Origin of the sequence: Shewanella sp. MMG014 (assembly GCF_018100775.1) — a bacterium.
In the GTDB taxonomy this organism is placed as follows: domain Bacteria; phylum Pseudomonadota; class Gammaproteobacteria; order Enterobacterales; family Shewanellaceae; genus Shewanella; species Shewanella japonica.
The window spans coordinates 90,780-111,913 of the sequence record NZ_JAGJDZ010000005.1 but is presented as its reverse complement, the minus strand read 5'-3'; the positions used below and the strand labels follow the sequence as shown (position 1 = coordinate 111,913).

The following is a 21,134-nucleotide window of genomic DNA, read 5'->3' as shown; positions in this document are numbered from 1 at the left end:
TAGAGGGTAATTACGCTACTTTGCCAAGAGCAAGGTCTATGTCTATCCCTTGTTCGCGCATTTGAGCAAGCTTGTAACGCAATGCACGTGTTGTCATGCCAAGAGATTCTGCGGTGAGGTTTCGTTGACCATTGAAGCGTTTCAGTGTGTCTATGATGTATTGAAACTCTGCTTGTCGTTTAGAGTCTTTCAGGCCACTTTGTTGAGGCGCTAACTGAGCAGTTTGTTCTGCTTCTATGCCTAAGTCAGCGGTCTGAATCGCTTGACCACGGCGCATGATTAATGCGCGCTGAATGGTATTTTCAAGCTCTCTTACATTGCCACTCCAGTCATGGCCGAGCAGTACACTACGGGCCTGATCACTGAAGTAACAGACTTGTTCAGAGTTATTGTTGTGGTACATGTCTAAAAAGTGCTCTGCAATAGGCATGATGTCTTCACGACGTTGTCTTAGTGGGGTAATTTTTAGCGGTAATACATCTAATCGGTAGAATAGATCTTGCCTAAACTCACCATTCTCAACAGCTTTGCGTAAGTCTTTATTTGTTGATGCAATCACGCGAATATCGAGTGGTATCGCTTTATGGCTGCCAATTCTTTCAACTTCGCGCTCTTGTAAAACTCGCAGTAATTTAGCTTGTAAGACGAGCGGCATTTCGCCGATTTCATCTAACAGTAAAGTGCCACCATTGGCTTGTTCAAACTTACCTGATTGATCGCTGACAGCTCCAGTAAAGGCGCCTTTGACATGGCCAAATAGAATTGACTCTAAAATACTTTCAGGAATGGCCGCACAGTTGATCGAAATTAAAGGGGCTTGTGAACGATTGGAGTGACGATGAATATAACGGGCTAATGGCTCTTTACCTGTACCACTTTCACCAGTCAATAATACCGTAGCATTGGTGACTGCTGCACGTTGAGCAAGCATCAATAATTGACGACTGACAGCGGATGATGCAACGATGTCTGAATCAATTTTATCTAAAGTTTTTAGACGGGTTAACAGTGCAATAAGTTGTTGATTATCAATCGGCTGTAACAGGTAATCTTGCACCCCTGACTGCATTGCAATACTAGCCAATTCGGTTTGTTCTGGATCAAGTAAGGCAATCTGATTCTTACTCGGGTACATGGCTAAACGCTGTGCTACTTGTTCAGGTTCACAATCTGATAAATTCACCAGATTCAGCCAAGGCGATGGCTGTTGATTGCTCCATAACTGAAAGCCATTGCTTAGCAATAATGCGGCAGCGGTTTCACACAGTTGGCAATCGACCAACTGGATTGAGTATTGCTGACTCATCGACTGGCCTTCTGTGTTTTGAGAGCGGTAAGGTTATTCGTTTTAACTAATCTCACCATAACGCGACGGTTCAGCTCACGTCCTTGGGCACTATTATTACTGGCAATGGGGTTTCTTGTGCCATGATGGCGCACTTGAATCATTGTATTGGGCACGCCAAGCTCAATTAATCTTGCTTGAACTTCAAAAGCGCGCTCCTTGCTTAATTGCAAGTTCACAAAGTGATCTCCTGATGCGTCAGCATGCCCATCGATAAGGACTTCTGTGACATTGTCATCAGCCGCAATATAGCGAGCAATTGCGATTAAATCCTGCTCGTACTCAGGAGATAGATGTGTCGAGTTGCTATTAAACTGCATATCCACTCTGCGTACATAGGAAAAAGGCTTAGGCAGCAGGTTTTGCTTACATAATCTAAATTCTCTTACGATGGCACGAGTAGAAACGGGTGAAGAATTCACCTTATATTTGATATTTTTACCTGGATCAATATTGACTTGCCACGTCAGCCCTTGCTCTAAGGCCTCTAAAAAAGCTGCGCTGTTTCGGCTCGTTTTAGCGATATGACCTTGCCAGTTTAGTTCTGATTGTGCAAAAGGGGCGTTGTTCTGCTGCTGCCATGAAGAAGATTCAATTATTATTTCGCTTGCATGATCACGCAGGCTCAGCCAGTCAGCAGTTAAACTAATGAATAACTCGTCACCAGGCGTGGCGGTGAGCATAAAGTCTCCGAACCCATCCACTTGGTGGCTTATTTCACAGTGAAATATATTTCCACTGAACTCCCAAGAAGATTTTTCCATCTTGGTTTGATATTTATTCTCTATTACTCCTGCATACGATTTAAGCGGAAAAATAAATGCGATAATTGTAATCAGTATTATTTTTTTCAATTACTAACATCCTATTTTTATTTGTTATGTCTGTAATGTAATAAAGTTTTGCAGTATTAAACACTAAAAGAAAAATGATTAAAATGAATTTTTATAAAAAGTTTTAAATAGTGCAAGCTTTATTGTTTGTTCATATATATGTCATTGTCTTTCGTTATTTAAATGATGTAGTATCTTGCCGAAATACTGATTCCTCTAAGTTATATAGAAACTAGACACAGTTATCTTGCTTTTAAGTATCTGATTTTGTTTATTTTAAAAATTAATTTTTGTTATTTTAAAATAAATTTAAAGTTTTTTACGATTATAGTCGCTTTGTAATAATATTTATTTTTTTGTTTTTATGTTTGGAATTTATTTATTATTTAAGTGTTGTTGGTTATTTGTTTTGATTATCTGTTTCTGTGGTCGTTGTTATATGTACTACTAGCTGATTTATTATATTTGGTTGTCAAAATATATTTGTTTGCCAAAAAAATGTCGCCTGAATTGTTTGTATATTAATAAGGTGGTCGTTTTTAGTTCAGTTGCGTGTGGGTGATAATATAATTTTGATACATATTATTACGGTTATTAATTTATGGATATTTTATAGTTAAGTGAGTTTTAAATTAAAATGAAAACCACAGCTAAAGCAAGTTTGATTAAGAAGCAGCAGCTTCCAAAAGTGAGAACCGTTGCGTTAGTTCAAGAGAAACTTGCACGCAGCCGACTAGTATTGCAGCTAGAGCGTTGCCATAGAACGCTGCTCGACAATATAAATGACTTATTAGGGCCGATTATTGGCCAAGGTCATCACGCATTGTCAAAAGTATCGCTTTCAACCGATCTGAATACAGTAACACCTGACTTAAACCACGCGTGGTTTTTAATGAGTTACCGTCGAACCCCGCTGGCTTGGTGGCGAATTGATAAATGTACGTTAGATCAGTTAGCTAGCGGTTATTATGGTAGTTTCTCTAGCCCGTTACAATCACCTTTACGGGCGCCTAGTTTGTCTGAGTTTCGTTTGGTGAAGCGTTTATTGCGCTCTGCGTTGGACGTTTTACCGATAACTGAACTCGATGACGACGGCTTAGATCTTGAATTGGTGGTGAATACCACGCCATTAGAGGTGCCTCTTGCTTGGACTCTGAGCTTTCCTGCAGAACATGTTGGCCCGCCAATGATGTTATGCATGACTGAATTTGCTTTGGGATTGATGGCTGAACAGCCAAGTGAATATCAAGCTGCTGAAAACCTCAATAGCCAATTAAGTCAGCGTTTAAGACAAATTCCGATAAAAGCCACGTTAGAAATTGGTCATCAATTAATGCCTGTGACGTCATTAGAAGGCTTGAAAGTCGGTGATATTTTACCGATGAGTTTGCATTCTCGCTGCCCTGTGACTATCGGTCGCAGACCCCTATTTTATGCCACTGTTCATAATGATGATGGACAAATGGTCGCCAAACTTACCCAGGAAGCGTTTCACCCAGAGGACTCTACCCATGCCTGAAAATATACTTTTACAAGATGATGAATTCTTACTTGATGATGATCTGTTATTAGAAGATACCCTAGCAGAGCCACAACCTGCTCCAAAGGCTAAAACCTTAAAAGAGATGTCATTTTTTCACCAGTTACCAGTGCAAGTGACATTGGAATTAGCGAGTACAGAAATGTCTTTAGGTGAGCTAACCCAAATGGGAGAAGGCGACGTTGTTGCATTGGATCGCATGGTAGGCGAACCATTGGATATTCGTGTTAATGGTGCTTTGTTAGGTCGTGGTGAAGTGGTTGAAGTGAATGGCCGATATGGTGTGAGATTGCTTGAAGTGGAAGCGATAAGCTTAACTGGAGCAAACGACTAATATGGTTCGTGTCATCCTGCTTCTGTTATGCCTATTAGCACCCAGTGCTTATGCTAATGATGGATTAACCTTATTCACTTTAGCGGACGGCGACCAGTCGCAAACCGTGAACGTCAAGTTAGAAATCTTAGCCATGATGACCTTGCTAAGTTTTTTACCTGCGATGTTGATGATGATGACAAGCTTTACTCGAATTATCATTGTGTTAGCAATTTTGAGGCAGGCGTTGGGCTTACAACAAAGTCCACCTAATAAAGTGTTAATTGGCATTGCTTTAGTCATGTCTATTTTTATTATGCGCCCCGTTGGTGATGTGATTTATGAAGATGCATTTTTACCCTATGACAAGGGTGAAATTGAATTAACAGAATTGATTGTGAGGGCAGAAGTGCCTTTACGACAATTTATGTTGGCGCAAACTCGTGAAACAGATTTAGAGCAAATGCTAAAAATTGCTAATGAGCCAGTGACATTAACCGCAGACGAAATCCCCTTCTTTGTTTTGATGCCTGCATTTGTATTGAGCGAGCTGAAAACAGCATTTCAAATTGGCTTCCTACTTTATATTCCCTTTCTAGTGATTGATTTAGTGGTTGCGAGCGTCTTGATGTCGATGGGGATGATGATGCTGTCGCCATTGATTATATCTCTACCATTTAAACTCATGGTGTTCGTGTTAGTGGATGGTTGGGCAATGACTGTGGGTACGTTAACAGGCAGCTTTGGCTAGCTAGGGTAGACGATGATACATCTAGCATGGATTTTAATGACCAGTACAAATCAGATGATTGAACAGCTGAAGCGGCCACCTGCGGGAGCAATAAGATGGATGTAAACGAGCTAACGTCATTTTTTGCTGAAGCGATATTTTTAGTGGTGATGATGGTGGGCGTATTGGTCGTGCCAGGCTTGATTGTGGGACTGATTGTCGCTGTGTTCCAAGCGGCGACCCAAGTGAATGAGCAAACATTAAGCTTTTTACCTCGCTTAGTGTTAACGCTGTTGATGGTGTTATTTGCAGGTGAGTGGTTGTTGATGAAAATCAGTGACTTGTTTGAGCGGCTATTTTTCAGTATTCCCCATGTGATTGGTTAGGCGAGTAGATGAACGCATTTAGCATGGCTGAACCGCTGAATTTTGACTGGGTAGATAGCCACTGATGTTGTCGTTAACATCGGTACAAATCAGTGCTTTTATTGGCTCATTTTGGTGGCCATTTTGTCGGTTTATGGGGGCATTTATTGTGATGCCTTTTTTAAGCAGTAACTATATTCCGGTAAAAATACGACTGTTATTTGCCATGCTGTTGAGTGCTCTAGTGGCGCCAATTTTACCCCCAGTGCCTGCCGTTGACGCTATCTCACTAGGGGCTGCGTTATTGGCCGTTGAGCAATTGCTTGTTGGCTTTATGTTGGCATTATTTTTACTGATCATGATCAGTGTAATGACCAAGATGGGCGCGATGATGTCAATGCAAATGGGCTTGGCAATGGCCATTATGAATGACCCTGCTAACGGCAACTCTAATCCTATTCTTGGTCAATGGTTTTTACTGTATGGCACGTTATTATTTTTAGCGTTAGACGGTCACTTAGTTGCTATTGGCGTTATCGTTGATAGCTTTTATTTGTGGCCAATTGGCATGGGCATATTTGAGTTGCCTTTAATGGGACTGGTTGAGCGAGTCGGCTGGTTATTTGCGGCCGCATTTATGCTGGCTTTACCTGCAATTGTCGCCATGTTGATGGTTAATTTAACTTTTGGTGTGTTGAGTAAATCTGCGCCTTCATTAAACGTGTTTGCCTTAGGTTTTCCTATGTCGATGTTAATGGGGCTGCTGTGCGTATTCTTTTCGTTTAGCGGTCTTGCCAGTCGCTATAGTGACATTTGCCTCGATGCCTTATCTAGCATGCATCAGTTTATCGGGGGCTAGTGATGAGCAATAAAGATACCGGCCAAAGTAAAACTGAACAGGCAACACCACAAAAACTCAAAAAAGCCCGCGAGCAAGGGCAAGTTCCACGCTCTAAAGACTTAGCCGCATCAGCGCTGATCATTGGTTGCGCTGTCATGCTAACGAGCAGCGCCGAGTGGATAGGCAGTGAAATGGCCGAAATTACTCGCTTCAATATGAATCTCACTAAAGAGCAGTTAAATGAGCCCAAAATGCTAGAAATGCATATGGGGGCTGCGATTGTCGGAATTCTACATCTTCTTGGGCCGTTATTTATCTTAGTGGCCGCTATCGGTATGATTGCTGGCGCATTACCTGGTGGGCCGCTATTTAGTATTAAAAATGCCTTCTTCAAATATAGCCGTATTGATCCCATTGCTGGCTTAGGGCGAATGGTGTCAATTAAATCATTGGTGGAGTTGGTTAAATCGGTCTTAAAAATCACTTTGCTTGTCAGCATCATGCTGTATTTCTTACAGAGTAACTTGCAAGGCATAATGGCAAGTAGTCAGCTGCCAGTAGATGAAGCCGTTAAATACAGCATTGATACGATATCAACTGGGATGTTTTATTTAGGCGTCGGTCTGCTGATTATCACGTTTATCGATGTGCCATATCAGTATTGGCATCATCATAACGAGCTAAAAATGTCTCATCAGGAAGTGAAAGATGAGCATAAACAGCAAGATGGTAAGCCAGAAATTAAAGCTAAAATTCGCCAAATGCAGCAAAAAATTAGCCGCTCTCGTGCTGATGTTGCTGTGCCACAAGCCGATGTATTACTGGTTAACCCTACTCATTATTCAGTTGCACTTCGTTATGACGCGGATAAAGCAGATGCGCCTTATGTTATTGCTAAAGGAGTGGACGAACTGGCGCTTTATATGCGTGATGTAGCAAAACGTAATGCGGTTGAAATTATTGAAATCCCAGCACTGGCTCGTGCGATTTATTATTCCACTAAGATTGAACAACAAATTCCAGCGGCATTGTTTGTCGCTATTGCGCATGTGCTGAGTTACGTGTTGCAAATCAAAGCAGCAAGAACAGGCAGCCAAGAGAAGCCTGAACCATTGCCGCATTTTTATATTCCTCCCCATTTACGACATGATTAAAGGAACCATTAAACCATGAATTGGTTTGCACAAGTCTTTACTGGCAATCGAAGCTACATCGGTATTCCGATAATGTTATTAGCCGTTCTGGCGATGGTCATCTTGCCATTGCCACCTTGGCTGTTGGATATTTTATTTACGTTTAACATCGTACTTGCAGTCATGGTGTTGCTAGTCAGTGTATCCATACGTCGGCCTCTAGAGTTTTCGGTATTCCCGACGATATTGCTACTCGCCACCTTAATGCGATTAACTTTGAACGTTGCCTCAACTCGTGTGGTGTTAATCGAAGGCCACAATGGTGGAGACTCGGCAGGTAAAGTCATTCAAGCATTTGGTGAAGTGGTGATTGGCGGCAACTATGTTGTAGGCGCCGTGATCTTCTTAATTCTGATGATTATCAACTTTGTGGTGATTACCAAAGGTGGGGAAAGGATATCAGAGGTTTCAGCACGTTTTACTCTGGATGCGTTGCCTGGTAAGCAAATGGCAATTGATGCTGATTTAAATGCTGGGATTTTAAGTCAAGAACAAGCCCGTGTTCGACGTCAAGAAGTTGCTCGAGAAGCAGACTTCTATGGTTCGATGGATGGTGCATCTAAATTTGTGCGTGGTGACGCTATTGCTGGCATCTTGATCCTGCTGATTAACATTATTGGTGGTATTGCCATTGGTGTGTTTATGCATGGTATGGGCGCAGCTGATGCATTTAAGACGTTTGCCTTACTGACCATTGGTGACGGTCTTGTTGCTCAAATCCCATCATTACTATTAGCTACCGCAGCGGCGATTATTGTAACCCGTGTTTCGGATGCTGAAGAAATGCCTGAGCAGTTGCAAAAGCAACTGCTTGCAAACCCAAAAACCTTAGCAACAGCAGCATTGGTAATGCTGATTTTAGGTTTAGTGCCAGGTATGCCTGGCATGGTATTTATTTCTTTCGCTGCTTTATTGGCTTTTGCTTCTTGGAAACAAAGCCAGCATAAACCCGCCGTTGTTGAAACCAAGCTTGAAGAGCGACTGGAAAGCAATACTACAGAACCATCGCCACCAAGTTGGGATGCATTACCTTATACCGATTTGATTGAAGTACGTTTGGGGTATCAGCTAGTGCATTTAGTTGAGCGGACTAAAGGCGCTGAGTTACAAAAACGCCTAACAGGGATCCGCCGCACCTTGTCTGAACAAGCGGGCTTTTTACTCGCAGAAGTGCGGGTGAGGGATAACTTATCGTTAGCGCCAAATGCTTATCAAATTAATATGATGGGTAACCCAACAGCGACAGCGGAGTTGCAAGCTGAAAAACTGATGGCGATTCAAAGTGGGCCGGTATTTGGTGATATTGATGGAATCATTACTAAAGAGCCTGCCTATAACATGGACGCGATTTGGATTGACCAAGATGCTAAAGCGAGAGCATTAAACTTAGGTTATTCGGTGGTGGACAATGCCACTGTGATAGCGACACACGTCAGTAAGCTGATCCGTGAAAATTTGCCTGACATGTTGCAACACGATGATGTGTTGGCACTCAGCGATCGCTTGGCAAAGCAATCGCCCAAGTTAGCGGAAGCGCTTAACGGTGCGTTAAGTCCAATTGTGCAGTTAAAAGTGTATCGGTTATTACTGAAAGAGCAGGTGTCATTAAAAGATATCCGCACAATTGCAACCACACTACTTGATTGCAGTGAAAACAGTAAAGATCCAGTGCTGTTAGCTGCAGATGTGCGTTGTGCTTTAAGAAATAACATAGTGCATAGTATTGCTGGCGCTGAGCCTAAATTGAGTGTACTGACATTAGCGCCAGAGCTTGAGCAAACCTTAATGAACGCCTTAACCCAATCGCAGCAGCAAGGTCAGGTCGCGCTGGATAGCTTCCCTGTTGATCCAACGTTACTGGCTCAGTTGCAACAAGGTATGCCGCAAATCTTAGCTGACGCTAAAGAGCAAGGACATAGTCCACTGCTGTTGGTTGCACCACAGCTTAGGCCGATACTGGCCCGCTATGCTTTAGCATTTGCAAGAGGCTTACATGTATTGTCGTACAATGAAATACCTGAGAGCCGAGAGCTTATGGTGGCAGGTCAGCTTGGTTAACACCTTTGTCTGAACCTTGTGTAATAAAAAGGCCGAAGCGTTTTGCGCTTTGGCCTTTTTTGAATGTTAATCTTGTGACAAACACCAATAAAGCTAATCGCTACGCAGTGATGAATAGCAGTGATAAATAAAAGCGGTGATGACGATAAAACTGGTGCAGAGTATTAAAACCTGACTTGGTTACGACCTCTGTCTTTAGCTCGATACAGGGCTTTATCTGCCAGTTTCATGCTTTGCTCAAAGCTGTGTTCAGGTTTGTGTTCGGCACAGCCAATAGAGACGGTAACGTTGACGGTTTTCTTTTTTACAGGGGCTTTATTACGCTGTTTCTTTGAGCTGTTCTTTCTATTTTCATCTCTCAGCACAATGTCATAATCTTCAATACTTTGCCTCACATCATCAAGATGAGAGTAAACTTGTTCTATGTCTTTACGGGGAAATACAATCGTGAACTCTTCGCCGCCATAACGGAAGGTTTTGCCGCCACCAGTGACTTTGGATAATTTTACTGCCACTAATTTCAATACATCATCACCCACATCGTGCCCATAGGTGTCATTAAAGCTTTTGAAGTGATCGATATCGACCATAGCAACCGTGTACTTTCTGCCTAAAGCTAGGCTTAAATTAAACAAGGCTCGACGTGACGGTAGTCCCGTGAGTTCATCCCGATAAGCTAAAAAGTAAGAGTCGAACAGGACTGTGATTAAAAAGCTAATCGCAATACAGCTAAATAGTACAGATAACGGCAGGTTAGTCGGTACCAAAAAGTAGCCCAGCCATAGCAGTAAACAAATACCAAGGCTGGTTTGCGCTAAGTTGCTTTTCCAACTGAGCTTACACAGTAAGATGATTGCCAGTGGATAAATAGGGAGCAGATACAAGGGGGACTGCTCGATTGTTAACCCAATACTTTGCTGAAATTGACTAATCGTTGCCGAGTATTGGCCAGTGAGATACACCCAGCAATAGGCGATTAAACCACAAAGAACAATGCCACCGATACGATAAAAACTGTGCACACTGATGACGCCGCGATCTTTAATAAAACAAAATAGCGTGATCACCAAGGTGCCAAAAAGCGGTAAAAATTGATGAATGACAGGCGATAAAAACAGACGGTTACTTTGCAATGCGTAAAAAGTGAGTAACATTAAACCTATATAAAACAGTCGACTACGATTAAATTGCAAACAAATTAATGAAGATGCAGCCAATAACCAATAAGGTGCAAAATGTAGGGTGTCTTGCCAATCAATCCAATGAGTTTGAAAGTGTTCTAATAAGCCTAATGATAGAAAAGTGATAATAATCGGCAGTATAAAAAAGCGCATGGTATGCATTAGGCTGCTCATTGAATCCACCATAGTAAACTAATAAAAGTAAGCATTAAAAAGTTAGCAATTAATATAAGACGTTACGGGTTAAATGTATGTAGTGAGTAGACTTCCATATTGGTGCAGCTTGCGATGCTGTTGCCATTTATACCTGTTACCATTTTAGGCTTATTACCGTTTAGACATGGTGCGTTTATATAAAAACTGCTACTAACAGAGCGACCTTGAATGCGGCAAACTGAAATATAAATCAAATCGGTTTAAGTTAACATCTTCTTACCCGATAACTGTGGACTAGGCGAAAGGGCGGGCTAGGCTCAATAAAAATGGCGCCGAATGTAGAGGTCTTCAAGCGCCATTTTATGCTTCATGAGTTCAATGGTGGCAGTTAGCCTTTTTCCATTGCCTCAATAAACTTATTTGATTCAGCAATTGATTTATTCATTTCTGAAATCAAGCTAGAAATGTCAGACTGTAAGCTATTAAACTCGCCTTTAATTGCGCCAATGGCTTGGGCATTAAGGTTATGCTTTAAGTACAGCATGTTATCTTTCATCGCGGTTAAAATCGGAGGCATTTTGGCTTCTGCACGGCGCATGCCTTTGACTAATGAATTATACGAACGCTCAGTTTCGTTTAACTTATTAGTGCTATTACGACGAAGGCTTGCTTTACTGATTTCTTGAATTTCAGCTTCCCACTCTTCGAATAAGGCTTCGGCCACATCTTCAACTTTATCAATGCGGCTACCAACTTCATCGGCTGCTGATTGAGCTGATTCATATTCATCTTTAGCTTTGTTATAGGCGTCTTCTAAATCGCCGCCATCGAAAGCGAGTAGTGCTTGCATCTCTTCGAGAGCTGAACTGAATTGTTCTTGTGCTTCTTCTTGAGACTCTTTTGCTTCTTGAACGCGATCCACCATGATGTCACGCTTGTGATAGCCAACTTTTTCCATTGCACCGTAATAGGCGCTTTGGCAGCCACTTAGTAACAAGCTTGCGCTAAGGAAGGCAAGTGATATCCATTTCTTCATCTTATGCTCTCTTAAATGTTGTCGTTAAATTAATCTGCTTTAAACATGGCAGCATCAATGATGCTCCAAAGATGAAACACCGCTCCAATAATGGCGGGAATAATAAGTACCCAGAAGAAATAACACACTGCAGTGATCACGAAGAATAAAATTGCAGCAATGATACGGCCTTGAACGAGTTGCCCTAAGCCTGGGAAGAAAACACTGGCAATAGCGGCGATGACATTGCCAGCTGAACCTTGTTGAGACATTAAAAAACTCCCTTGGAGTGTAACTATCGTGTTATAACATTGTACGAAGTTAACTCGGTAATTGAAAATAAATAATCAGAGAAAATTGTGACAAATAAGATAGATGTAGCGTATTTAAAAAATATTAATCTCAGTATTTGGAAATTTATCGTCCATGTAAAGCGACGTGTGGTTGAAGATCAAATTAACGTTAAGGCAGGTCATTTAACTTATGTCACCTTATTGTCGTTAGTTCCAATGGTTGCTGTGACCATGTCGATGCTGTCTGCTTTTCCTGTATTTCAGGGGATCCGCGGCAAGATTGAAAGTTTTATTTATGACAATTTTTTACCTGCAGCGGGTGACACAGTACAAATTTATATCAATGAATTTGTTGAAAATGCTTCGAAAGGCACGTTTGTCGGTGTCATTGCGTTAGTGGTCGTAGCGTTGATGTTGATTTCTGCCATTGATAAAGCATTAAACAATATTTGGCGTACCACAGAGACCCGCTCTTATGTGGTGTCTTTTTCGATGTATTGGATGGTACTGACCTTAGGTCCAGTGTTAATTGGGGCAAGTTTAGTGGCAACCTCATATGTCGTGTCACTTAAAGTATTTGAAATGGCAGAAATTTCAGGGCTGATGACTTGGCTGGTTGAGCGTTTACCAATGTTGTTTTCTGTAGCATCAATCTTACTTTTATATATGGTTGTTCCTAATAGAAAAGTTCGATTTTTACATGCGCTACTCGGGGCTATCGTTGCGGCAATGCTGTTTGAAGCAGGTAAGAAAGGGTTCGCGTTTTATGTGACTCAATTTCCGAGTTATGAGGCCATTTATGGGGCTCTGGCGACGATTCCTATCTTATTCGTTTGGGTCTATGTGTCTTGGATGATCGTGTTACTTGGCGCTGAAATTACCGCTGCAATGCCAGAATATTTACAAAGAGACATGTTGGCTGACAGCACTTCGGAAAATAGTGAGGTGCAAGCCAGTGATGACAGCAATGGTATCGCTGCAAGTGAGCAAGAAAAGAGTAATCAAGCAGCGTCTACTTTTAACACTCAGGCATCTAATAAAACGTGATTGCTAAGAGTCTAATAAAGCGTATATCAGCAAAATATTAAGTAATTTTGTTGGGCTTCTGTCATTATCATGGGCAAGTGGCCTGACTTTTTCGCTCCCATTTGGGGTAATTATAAATGTCATTCAATAGCAGAAGTCACTATGAAAGCCTACTGCTATGGCAGTAGTGCAGTCTGTATTCTATAAGGAAAGCAAATGAAAAAATTGATTTTAGCGGCATGTGTATTAGGTTTATCGGCTTGTGCAACAACAGATAATAACACTTCAGAAAGTGTTGTATCAGCTGCCCCTGCCAGCATTGACATGACAGGAATGACGGACCAACAAGCTGCTGATGCGCTTTATAATGCATTGATTAAGTCTAGTTATTTAGCGACTAAACTCAGCCCTACCAGTGTGGCTGTGCAATTTGGCGATAATCAATTTGTATTGCAACCAAGTATGAGTGAAAAGGGGATAGACCGCATTTTAACGAACCGTTTATTTGCCGTTCACCCGCAATTACATGGCAGTAAAGAACTGTTGGTTTTGATTGGTTCATTAAACCAAAAGCTTAATTTTGCAAAGTTTGTTGTTCGTGAAAATGGCGGTGTGATTCAGGTTCAAGGTGCTGCGACATTTGTTGATTCTATTCAAGTTGAAGAATTACGTCGCTTTATGTTGTGGACCGATGAAGGCTTAAAGCAAGTGGGTAAATCTTTACCTAAAGGTTCTGAGCACTTGATCAAACCTATTCCAGTGATTAAGCCTGACACGGGCGCATAATCTTGTAGAATATCGGCTCTCTCGGGTCGATTAATAGGAAGTAACTTTGATTGGGTTAATTCAACGGGTGGCACATGCCAGTGTCACCGTTCATCGTGATGATGATAAGCATGTAACAGGTAGCATTAATAAAGGTTTATTAGTGCTGCTTGGTGTTGAAAAAGATGATGACTTGGAAAAAATGCGTAAGTTGGCTAAAAAAGTGATGGCTTACCGTGTTTTTGGTGATGAAAATGGCAAGATGAACCTCAACCTGCAACAGGTAGGTGGAGAACTGTTAGTCGTGTCTCAATTCACCTTGGCAGCAGATACTGGCCGCGGGTTACGTCCTAGCTTTTCTTCTGCAGCAACCCCTGAACAAGCTAATGAGTTGTATGAAGCTTTTGTTGCCTATTGCCAAGAGCAAGGCGTGGTGACGCAAACGGGTGAGTTTGGTGCAGATATGAAAGTTGAATTGCTCAATGATGGTCCAGTTACCTTTAACCTTCAGGTATAACGGAAAGGCATCATGAATACTGACTCATCCAGGATAGCGGTTTTACTTAATGAGTTAACGCAGACGTGGTATCAAACCATTCCTGTGAGTCAGTTTATGCAAGTTACTCCGCTCAGTTTTGACAATCAATGCTTTACTGTTACAGCGCCACTTTCCCCCAATATCAACCTTCATCAAACTATGTTTGCTGGCAGTATTTATACCTTAATGACCCTAACGGGGTGGGGAATGTTGTGGTTACAACAACGCTTGGCTGGAGTAGAAGGCAATATTGTTTTAGCCGATGCAAACATTCGATATTTGGCTCCTGTAACCGAAGCGCCAATAGTGACAGTGATTTGGCCAGAATCACTGACTGATAAATCAGCTTCTTCTGAGACGGGGTTACCCGATATGAGTGTCTTCGAAACAATTAATAATGGTAAAAAAGCGAAGGTTAAGCTTGAGGTGCAATTACATTGCGCAGGTAAGCTCTGCGCTACGTTTAGTGGCTTATATTTTAGTTACTAATTTATAGATAATCGTTAGGTATTATTCAAGGACACAACCACGTCGTATAGGCCTAGCTGAGGGTATCCTTCACTAAATTACTGACTTAAAGATTCGCAGCACAGTAAGTCCTTCATTGCTCCACCATTTACTGCACAATTGAACCCTTTAGACTCGAATATATCGCAACCCTTTTGCGCTCTTATCCCGGCGCCACAATATACGACAAATTGCTGCTCTACATGATGGGCATCAAGCCAAACCGGTAATTCAGTTAACGGCACGTTTATGGCTTGTGGTAAATGGCCACTCGCAAATTCATCAGGGTTTCGTACATCAATTAGCATTGCACCATGCTTAATTAACTCCCAACAGATTGCAGTGGCTTGTGCCCCTGTCAGCTTGGTATTTACCGAAATCGAAGTTGTGCTTGCTGTGACCATTAGAACCTCACTTTGATTTGCATTAGATTTTATTCAATAAGATTATTCTAATGCATTGTAAAGATCAAGGTTGTTAATAACAAGAGCATGAAGTGGTCATGCTCTATAACTAATGTTGATGACAAATTGTTTATGACTTACCGCTTATTGCTTAGGGATTAACGCCCATGCATCACTAATCAATGGGCTTAATAAAACTTCGCTAAATATTTAGTGGCGTATTTGCGTAGTTTTTTCTGTTTTGCATTTTGTGCGACGGCTTCCACATCTGCTTTAAAGTCTTCATTACCTGAGGTCGCTAGTGCACGTGTTATCCAAGCGTAAGTATCTATGGCTAGCTTATTGTCGTCGATTAAACGCATAGGACTAAGTTGTGTAGCTAGTTGTTGCAGCATGTAATTATCAAATAATCGCTCATTTGCTATACGTTTTGCCGTCGTTCTCATCAGCTCAAGGTTGTCACTACGTAGTGCTGCGGCATAGACATTAGCTCGATGTGATTGCTCGGGGTTATATTGACTTTTGTCTTGTAAAATCGGGTTCCACTGCTCGAATTTTGATAAGTCATCTAGTGCACGTTTGGCGTATTTACGGATTTTCTTATGAGCATCACCTTGTGCCAGTTGGTTTAGGTATTCACGAAATTGAGGATCGCCAGAATAGCCAAGCCCCTTTATTAACCAGGCAATATTATCAATGACATGCTTATCTTTGGCCAATGGTAATAAGGTATCTATCTTGGTTTTAATCGATTGATAGGTACTGGGATCATTCAAACCAACGAAGAAAATAGACTCAATGGCTTGCTCTTGTTTATAGGTATCATCACCTGCAAATATCTGTTGGTATTCTTCCTTTGTATAAGTATCAGCCTGAGCGATTGGACTGAGTAAACTGAAGCTGGCAATTAGGGCTATTGGCAATAAGCACATTGGTTTCATGACATATCCTTATGACTGGAAGTTAATGGTGAGCTTAGTAAGATTGTAATTGCTTCTAATTTTATTTGTCTGCAAAGTTGTACTTAATCGTTTTTTCATTAAGCTGTATTGATTGTTCAGTTTAACATCATTAAGAAGTCTATGTCCTTAAGCGAAGATTCAAGAAAAGCATTAAAAACGATAAACGCTTTGATTCTAGATAAGCGTTTTTCAAAGGCAGATGAGTTGCTTCAACCTTTGGTTGATTTAGCTATCGAAGAAGCGTTATTGATGAAGGCTGACTTGTTGTTACAGCAATCGCCACAAATAGGTTTAAAGTACCTTTTTGAACTGTGCAAAGGGAAGGTTGCTGGTGCTAATTTTAAAGCCGCTTTTATATTGTATTTTCACCCTGAGGTGGGAGTGGACTTCCGACCATATCTGTTTAGTGCTTTCAAACAAGGCGATCCCGAGGCAATTATTGCTGCTGCCAATTTGTATTTACAACAGGGCTTTGTTGCTAAAGCTAGTCAGGTTTTAACAAAGAATCGTCATATTTCAGAGGTGAATCAGTTAACTGAGTCACTTGGTTTAATTTCTGACAATGAAGAAGCGTTATTAGACTTTAATGATATCCGTAGGGCTGACCTTTCTAAGTTAACGTATGAATCGGTAGCGCCTGAGATTAACTTATTTTATGTTGATGATTTCTTAACTGACTTTGAGTGTTTGTGGCTAAAAAACTGCGCACTTTGCGAGCTTAAGCGCTCTATGGTTGTTGATGGCGAGAGTGGCTCAAATATTGTGAGTAATGTTAGAACGGGCTCTGTGGCTCAACTAGCGCCTACTGCAAATGATTGGGTGCTACTTAACATTGAGATGAAAATCGCTGCTTATTTCAACATCCCTATCGAAAACGGTGAGTTAAGTAATGTTCTTAAATATGAGGTTGGGGAAGAATATAAGCCACATTATGATTTTTTTCACCCAAACGATAAAGGCAGCGAACAAGCTTTAAAAGATGGCGGTCAACGATTCAAAACCGTTTTAATTTACCTTAATGATGTTGAGCAAGGGGGAGACACGCACTTTCCAAGGTTATCGAAATCGGTGCGATCAAAACAAAAACGGTTGGTTGTGTTTAATAATACCGACAATAGTTATGGCCCTTTACCGTTATCGTTACATCAAGGAATGCCTGTCATAAAGGGTGAGAAATGGCTTTACTCAAAATGGTTAAGAGTAAAGCCGACGTCCTACCTAAAATGTTTACAACAGTTACATGTACGTTAGGTAAGCGTCTTATCCCTGCCAACGTTTAAAAATAAGCGAAGTATTAATCCCGCCAAAGGCGAAGTTATTGCTCATGACATAGTCAGTGCTGATAGAGCGAATTTCGCCTTGAATGTAATCTAACGGTGCACACTCAGGGTCAACTTCATCAAGGTTTAAGCTGGGTGCAAACCAATTTGCATTCATCATTTCTATACTGACCCAAGCTTCAAGTGCGCCGCATGCACCTAAGGTGTGCCCTGTATAGCTTTTCAATGATGATATAGGGGTGTGTGAACCAAATACTGCGTAAGTTGCTTGTGATTCTGCAATATCGCCTCGATCAGTTGCTGTGCCATGGGCATTGATATAACCCACTTGCTCAGGTGCGATTGCAGCATCCTTTATAGCCAATCGAATCGCCACTTCCATTGTTTCTGCATTGGGTTGAGTGATATGCAACCCGTCTGAATTAGTGCCAAACCCAACGAGCTCCGCGTAAATTTTAGCGCCACGGGCTTCAGCGTGTTCAAGTTGCTCAAGCACTAAGGTGCAAGCGCCTTCTCCAATAACTAAACCGTCACGCTGACGATCAAATGGTCTTGGTGTCGTTGTTGGTGAGTCATTTTTCGTGCTGGTGGCAAATAAAGTATCAAATACCACAGCTTCTGTTGGGCAAAGTTCTTCACCGCCACCTGCAAGCATCAGTTTTTGTTGTCCAAACTTAATGGCTTCATAGGCGTAACCAATAGCTTGGCTTCCTGAAGTGCAAGCACTGCTTGTAGTATGCACTCGGCCTTTTAGACCGAAAAATACACCGACATTGACAGCGGTAGTATGGGCCATCATACGAATATAACTAGTGGCATTGATGCCGGACATATCGCCATGTTTCAGCATGTCACCAAAACCAATAATGGGGTCTGTACTGCCAGTTGATGAGCCGTAAGCGATGCCCATATCTCCTGATGACACAACCGGATCGTCGAGTAAGCCTGCATCTTCTAATGCAATTTCACTGGCACGCGTTGCCATGATTGAGACACGTCCCATGGAACGGGTTTTTTTCCGAGAGTAATGCTTGGGTTGCTCGAAATCGGTTATTGGCGCGGCAAGACGAGTATTGAGATTAGGGTATTTATCCCACTCAGTCATCGTGACCACACAGTTGTATTTATCTTGTAGCCGTTTAGCGATAGTTGACCAGTCTTGGCCCAATGCTGAAATACCGCCAATACCTGTGATAACAACTCTATGGCTCATATCATGCCTCCATTGACCGAAATCACTTGGCGAGTAATGTAGGCTGCATCTTCAGACATTAAGAAATTGGCGAGCCCGGCGATTTCATTCACTTTACCCATACGGCGCATCGGTACGATTTGATTAACCATGTCCTTAGGGAAGTCGTTAACCATGTCGGTTTCAATTAACCCTGGTGCGATACAGTTGACTGTAATTTTGCGTTTGGCAAGCTCTAAAGACAGTGCTTTTGTCGCTCCGATAAGTCCAGCTTTTGAGGCGCTGTAATTCACTTGCCCTCGATTACCAGCGATGCCAGAAACTGATGCCATAGTGATGATTCTACCGCCTTTACGTGCTTGGATCATTGGCATGATGGTTGGCTGAATGACATTATAAAATCCATCCAGGTTGGTGTGAATAACACTGTCCCATTCATCTTCTGTCATTGCCGGAAAAGCGGTATCTTTGGTGATACCTGCATTTAAAATCACGCCGTAATAAGCGCCATGTTGTTCAATATCAGCTTCAATTTGCTGCTTCGCAGCCTGGCGGTCTGCTACATCAAATTGAATTAAACTGGCTTCGACACCCAAGGCTTGGATTTCTGATTGAGTTTGCTGCGCCGCTGCAGTGTTACTGTGAAAATGGATGGCAATATTAAAGCCTTGCGCTGCAAGTTTGAGCGCGATGGCTTTACCTATACCACGACTTGAACCTGTCACTAGGACTCTATTTGTTGTTGTCATTGTTTCTCCGTAGGGACTGCAGGTTTACATTAATCGTTGTGTTCATAGTACGCTCGTCATTGATATCGAGCTTAAGTTGATAAGGTTTCATTGATATAAGCTTGGGTATCTTGAGGCTGAAATACATTAACATTGGCTGAGGCAATCATTTCACTATCAAGAGTAATTTGACAATCGAACACCGCAAGTCCTGATGCTTCTTGATATAAGCGAGTCACATCAACTTGATATGTGTTATTGAGCAGATACGTTGGCTGCATCATGCTCAGTTTACGGGTGCCCAATAAAAAGCCGACTCGAATTTTATCTTCAATAAGGTGCGCTTCCACGCCTGCTAATGCGGCAATACTTTGCGCCATGTATTCGATACCAACATAGTTAGGGACGCCATTCAATTGTTGACTGAAATAAGCGCTTTGCTCAGTGATCTCAACTTCAGTGGTGAGGCTATCAGGTTGATGTTTAATAATGCGTGTCACTAATATCATCGGTGCTTTATGAGGCACAAAGGCTGATATATCTTGCGATAGCAATGTTTCAGGAGCGATTTGCTTGGTCTGTTGCTCAGTCATGTTAATGCTCCGCATTTTGCAAAAATAACACTGGCATTACTGCCGCCAAAGGCAAACGAGTTACTCATGATGAATGTGAGCTCGGCTGATTGTCCTGGAGTAACGAATGGCAATATCGGGTTATTCATGTCTTGTTGCTGATCCCATACGTGCGGCGGTAATTGTTGCTGCAGATTAGCGTCACTGAGCAATAAGTAACAAAAAGCCGCCTCAATGGCGCCAGCAGCGCCCAAACAATGGCCAACTAAGGGTTTTGTCGAGCTACATAAAGGGATGCTTGCCGCTTCGTTGTTATTGCTTGAATTAAAAACTTGCTGCATGGCTAAGGATTCCATCGCATCATTTTTAGGTGTTGCTGTACCATGCAAGTTAACGTAAGAAATTTGTGCAGAAGTGATACTGGCATCGGCAAGTGCTGCCTGCATAGCGCTAATTGCACCTAAGCCTTGAGGGTGGGGCGCTGAAATATGGTGGGCGTCTGATGACTCGCCAATGCCCGCTAAATAGACCTGAGATTTCGAGCGTGACTGCGCATCCTCCTGTGCTTTTTTCAGCACAAATAAGGCGGCACCTTCACCTATATTAATTCCATCACGGTGTTGGCTAAAGGGATTACATAAGCCTTTAGACACTGACTCTAAGGCATTGAAGCCGTTTAACGTTAATTGACATAAACTATCCACACCGCCCACAATCACAACGTCACATAAGTCAGCTAAAAGTAATCTCTTAGCACTAGCGAATACTTTGGCACTCGATGAACATGCCGTAGAAACTGTGTAACAAGGGCCGCTTAATTGATATAGCTGACGCAAAAAGTCGCTCGCGCTGCCAAGCTCTTGTTGGGCATAATGATAGCTAGGTGGAAATTCACCATGTTGTTGATGATAGGCAAGGGCTGCCTCGCCTTTAGAGATGCCTGATGTGCTGGTGCCTAGCACCACTGCCACTCTATCAGCACCGTATTGCTTTTTAGCGTGCTCGATATCGGCTGTTATTGAGGCTGCGGCTGTGTAAAGCAATTGATTATTACGACAATCAAATTGCGTCAATTCAGCAGGAATGTCCAAAAGGTTGGCATTATTAATTGCGCCGACTCGTGTGCTTGCATTAAACAGCAAGTCATCACGCAGCACCATGGCGTCAGTGCTTGCTGATAGCAAGTTTTGCAGCACGTCTTTACTGCTATTGCCTAGTGGCGTACAAAGCCCGATTTGTGTAATTGCTATGGCACAGCTCATAGTTAATGTTTCATCTCAAATTCAGTGATGTTAGA

23 protein-coding genes are annotated in these 21,134 nt (G+C 42.0%); 12 read left to right on the top strand and 11 right to left on the bottom strand.

Going from position 1 to position 21,134, the window contains the following annotated elements; genetic code table 11:
• Positions 1 to 10: 10 nt before the first annotated feature.
• The gene (locus J8L86_RS09735; protein WP_082972444.1) at positions 11 to 1,306 is read right to left on the bottom strand and encodes a sigma-54 dependent transcriptional regulator; all 1,296 of its coding nucleotides are present in this window, start codon (positions 1,304 to 1,306) and stop codon (positions 11 to 13) included.
• Positions 1,303 to 2,199, bottom strand: coding sequence for an OmpA family protein (locus tag J8L86_RS09730; RefSeq protein WP_211030066.1), 897 nt, complete (start codon positions 2,197 to 2,199; stop codon positions 1,303 to 1,305). Before J8L86_RS09730 ends, J8L86_RS09735 begins: the two co-directional genes overlap by 4 nt.
• Positions 2,200 to 2,815: 616 nt before the next feature.
• Between J8L86_RS09730 and J8L86_RS09725 the strand changes: the two genes are divergently transcribed.
• From J8L86_RS09725 to flhA, 7 genes are all read left to right on the top strand, one after another.
• Complete coding sequence (locus tag J8L86_RS09725) at positions 2,816 to 3,697, top strand: flagellar motor switch protein FliM (protein ID WP_065110133.1); 882 nt, start codon at positions 2,816 to 2,818, stop codon at positions 3,695 to 3,697.
• Positions 3,690 to 4,052, top strand: a complete 363-nt coding sequence (fliN, locus tag J8L86_RS09720) for a flagellar motor switch protein FliN (RefSeq protein ID WP_055025287.1) — start codon at positions 3,690 to 3,692, stop codon at positions 4,050 to 4,052. Before J8L86_RS09725 ends, fliN begins: the two co-directional genes overlap by 8 nt.
• Before the next feature lies 1 nt (position 4,053).
• Complete coding sequence (gene fliP / locus J8L86_RS09715; RefSeq protein WP_055025286.1) at positions 4,054 to 4,782, top strand: flagellar type III secretion system pore protein FliP; 729 nt, start codon at positions 4,054 to 4,056, stop codon at positions 4,780 to 4,782.
• A gap of 95 nt (positions 4,783 to 4,877) precedes the next feature.
• Positions 4,878 to 5,147: a flagellar biosynthetic protein FliQ gene (locus J8L86_RS09710; protein ID WP_055025285.1), complete on the top strand. Its 270-nt coding sequence runs from the start codon at positions 4,878 to 4,880 to the stop codon at positions 5,145 to 5,147.
• Positions 5,148 to 5,211: 64 nt separating this feature from the next.
• Entirely contained in the window at positions 5,212 to 5,985 is a 774-nt protein-coding gene (fliR, locus tag J8L86_RS09705; RefSeq protein WP_055025284.1) for a flagellar biosynthetic protein FliR, read from the top strand.
• Between the two features lie 2 nt (positions 5,986 to 5,987).
• Positions 5,988 to 7,121: a flagellar biosynthesis protein FlhB gene (gene flhB / locus J8L86_RS09700; RefSeq protein ID WP_055025283.1), complete on the top strand. Its 1,134-nt coding sequence runs from the start codon at positions 5,988 to 5,990 to the stop codon at positions 7,119 to 7,121.
• A 15-nt stretch (positions 7,122 to 7,136) separates the two neighbouring features.
• Complete coding sequence (flhA, locus tag J8L86_RS09695; RefSeq protein WP_065110132.1) at positions 7,137 to 9,218, top strand: flagellar biosynthesis protein FlhA; 2,082 nt, start codon at positions 7,137 to 7,139, stop codon at positions 9,216 to 9,218.
• Positions 9,219 to 9,382: 164 nt separating this feature from the next.
• Here flhA and J8L86_RS09690 read toward each other — a convergent pair whose 3' ends face one another.
• From J8L86_RS09690 to J8L86_RS09680, 3 genes are all read right to left on the bottom strand, one after another.
• Entirely contained in the window at positions 9,383 to 10,573 is a 1,191-nt protein-coding gene (locus J8L86_RS09690) for a GGDEF domain-containing protein (protein ID WP_080914667.1), read from the bottom strand.
• Between the two features lie 370 nt (positions 10,574 to 10,943).
• A complete protein-coding gene (locus tag J8L86_RS09685; RefSeq protein WP_055025280.1) occupies positions 10,944 to 11,591 on the bottom strand; it encodes a DUF2959 domain-containing protein in 648 nt (215 codons plus the stop codon).
• 29 nt (positions 11,592 to 11,620) lie between these two features.
• Positions 11,621 to 11,842, bottom strand: a complete 222-nt coding sequence (locus J8L86_RS09680) for a hypothetical protein (RefSeq protein ID WP_055025279.1) — start codon at positions 11,840 to 11,842, stop codon at positions 11,621 to 11,623.
• Between the two features lie 87 nt (positions 11,843 to 11,929).
• Between J8L86_RS09680 and J8L86_RS09675 the strand changes: the two genes are divergently transcribed.
• The 4 genes from J8L86_RS09675 (at position 11,930) to J8L86_RS09660 (ending at position 14,681) form a co-directional block, all read left to right on the top strand.
• Positions 11,930 to 12,910: a virulence factor BrkB family protein gene (locus tag J8L86_RS09675; protein WP_055025278.1), complete on the top strand. Its 981-nt coding sequence runs from the start codon at positions 11,930 to 11,932 to the stop codon at positions 12,908 to 12,910.
• A gap of 195 nt (positions 12,911 to 13,105) precedes the next feature.
• Positions 13,106 to 13,675 carry a hypothetical protein gene (locus J8L86_RS09670; protein WP_055025277.1) on the top strand — a complete coding sequence of 190 codons (570 nt, stop codon included), beginning with the start codon at positions 13,106 to 13,108 and terminating at the stop codon, positions 13,673 to 13,675.
• A 46-nt stretch (positions 13,676 to 13,721) separates the two neighbouring features.
• A complete protein-coding gene (gene dtd / locus J8L86_RS09665; protein WP_055025276.1) occupies positions 13,722 to 14,171 on the top strand; it encodes a D-aminoacyl-tRNA deacylase in 450 nt (149 codons plus the stop codon).
• A 12-nt stretch (positions 14,172 to 14,183) separates the two neighbouring features.
• Entirely contained in the window at positions 14,184 to 14,681 is a 498-nt protein-coding gene (locus J8L86_RS09660; protein ID WP_065110130.1) for a thioesterase domain-containing protein, read from the top strand.
• A 77-nt stretch (positions 14,682 to 14,758) separates the two neighbouring features.
• On the opposite strand, the gene J8L86_RS09655 is transcribed toward J8L86_RS09660, so the two are convergent.
• Together J8L86_RS09655 and J8L86_RS09650 are read right to left on the bottom strand one after the other, a co-directional pair.
• Positions 14,759 to 15,103 (bottom strand): rhodanese-like domain-containing protein, encoded by a 345-nt coding sequence (locus J8L86_RS09655; protein WP_065110129.1) that lies wholly within the window; start codon positions 15,101 to 15,103, stop codon positions 14,759 to 14,761.
• A 188-nt stretch (positions 15,104 to 15,291) separates the two neighbouring features.
• Positions 15,292 to 16,044 (bottom strand): hypothetical protein, encoded by a 753-nt coding sequence (locus J8L86_RS09650; protein ID WP_065110128.1) that lies wholly within the window; start codon positions 16,042 to 16,044, stop codon positions 15,292 to 15,294.
• 141 nt (positions 16,045 to 16,185) lie between these two features.
• On the opposite strand from J8L86_RS09650, the gene J8L86_RS09645 reads away from it, so the two are divergent.
• On the top strand, positions 16,186 to 17,316 hold the full coding sequence (locus J8L86_RS09645; RefSeq protein ID WP_065110127.1) for a 2OG-Fe(II) oxygenase: 1,131 nt from the start codon (positions 16,186 to 16,188) through the stop codon (positions 17,314 to 17,316).
• 9 nt (positions 17,317 to 17,325) lie between these two features.
• Here the strand turns inward: J8L86_RS09645 and J8L86_RS09640 are convergent, their stop codons facing one another.
• From J8L86_RS09640 to J8L86_RS09625, 4 genes are all read right to left on the bottom strand, one after another.
• Entirely contained in the window at positions 17,326 to 18,558 is a 1,233-nt protein-coding gene (locus tag J8L86_RS09640) for a beta-ketoacyl-ACP synthase (protein WP_211030064.1), read from the bottom strand.
• Positions 18,555 to 19,286 carry a 3-ketoacyl-ACP reductase FabG2 gene (locus tag J8L86_RS09635; RefSeq protein WP_211030062.1) on the bottom strand — a complete coding sequence of 244 codons (732 nt, stop codon included), beginning with the start codon at positions 19,284 to 19,286 and terminating at the stop codon, positions 18,555 to 18,557. Before J8L86_RS09635 ends, J8L86_RS09640 begins: the two co-directional genes overlap by 4 nt.
• 71 nt (positions 19,287 to 19,357) lie before the next feature.
• The gene (locus tag J8L86_RS09630; protein WP_211030060.1) at positions 19,358 to 19,858 is read right to left on the bottom strand and encodes a thioester dehydrase; all 501 of its coding nucleotides are present in this window, start codon (positions 19,856 to 19,858) and stop codon (positions 19,358 to 19,360) included.
• Complete coding sequence (locus J8L86_RS09625) at positions 19,855 to 21,099, bottom strand: beta-ketoacyl-[acyl-carrier-protein] synthase family protein (protein ID WP_211030058.1); 1,245 nt, start codon at positions 21,097 to 21,099, stop codon at positions 19,855 to 19,857. The genes J8L86_RS09630 and J8L86_RS09625 overlap by 4 nt, the downstream gene beginning before the upstream one ends.
• Positions 21,100 to 21,134 lie beyond the last annotated feature (35 nt).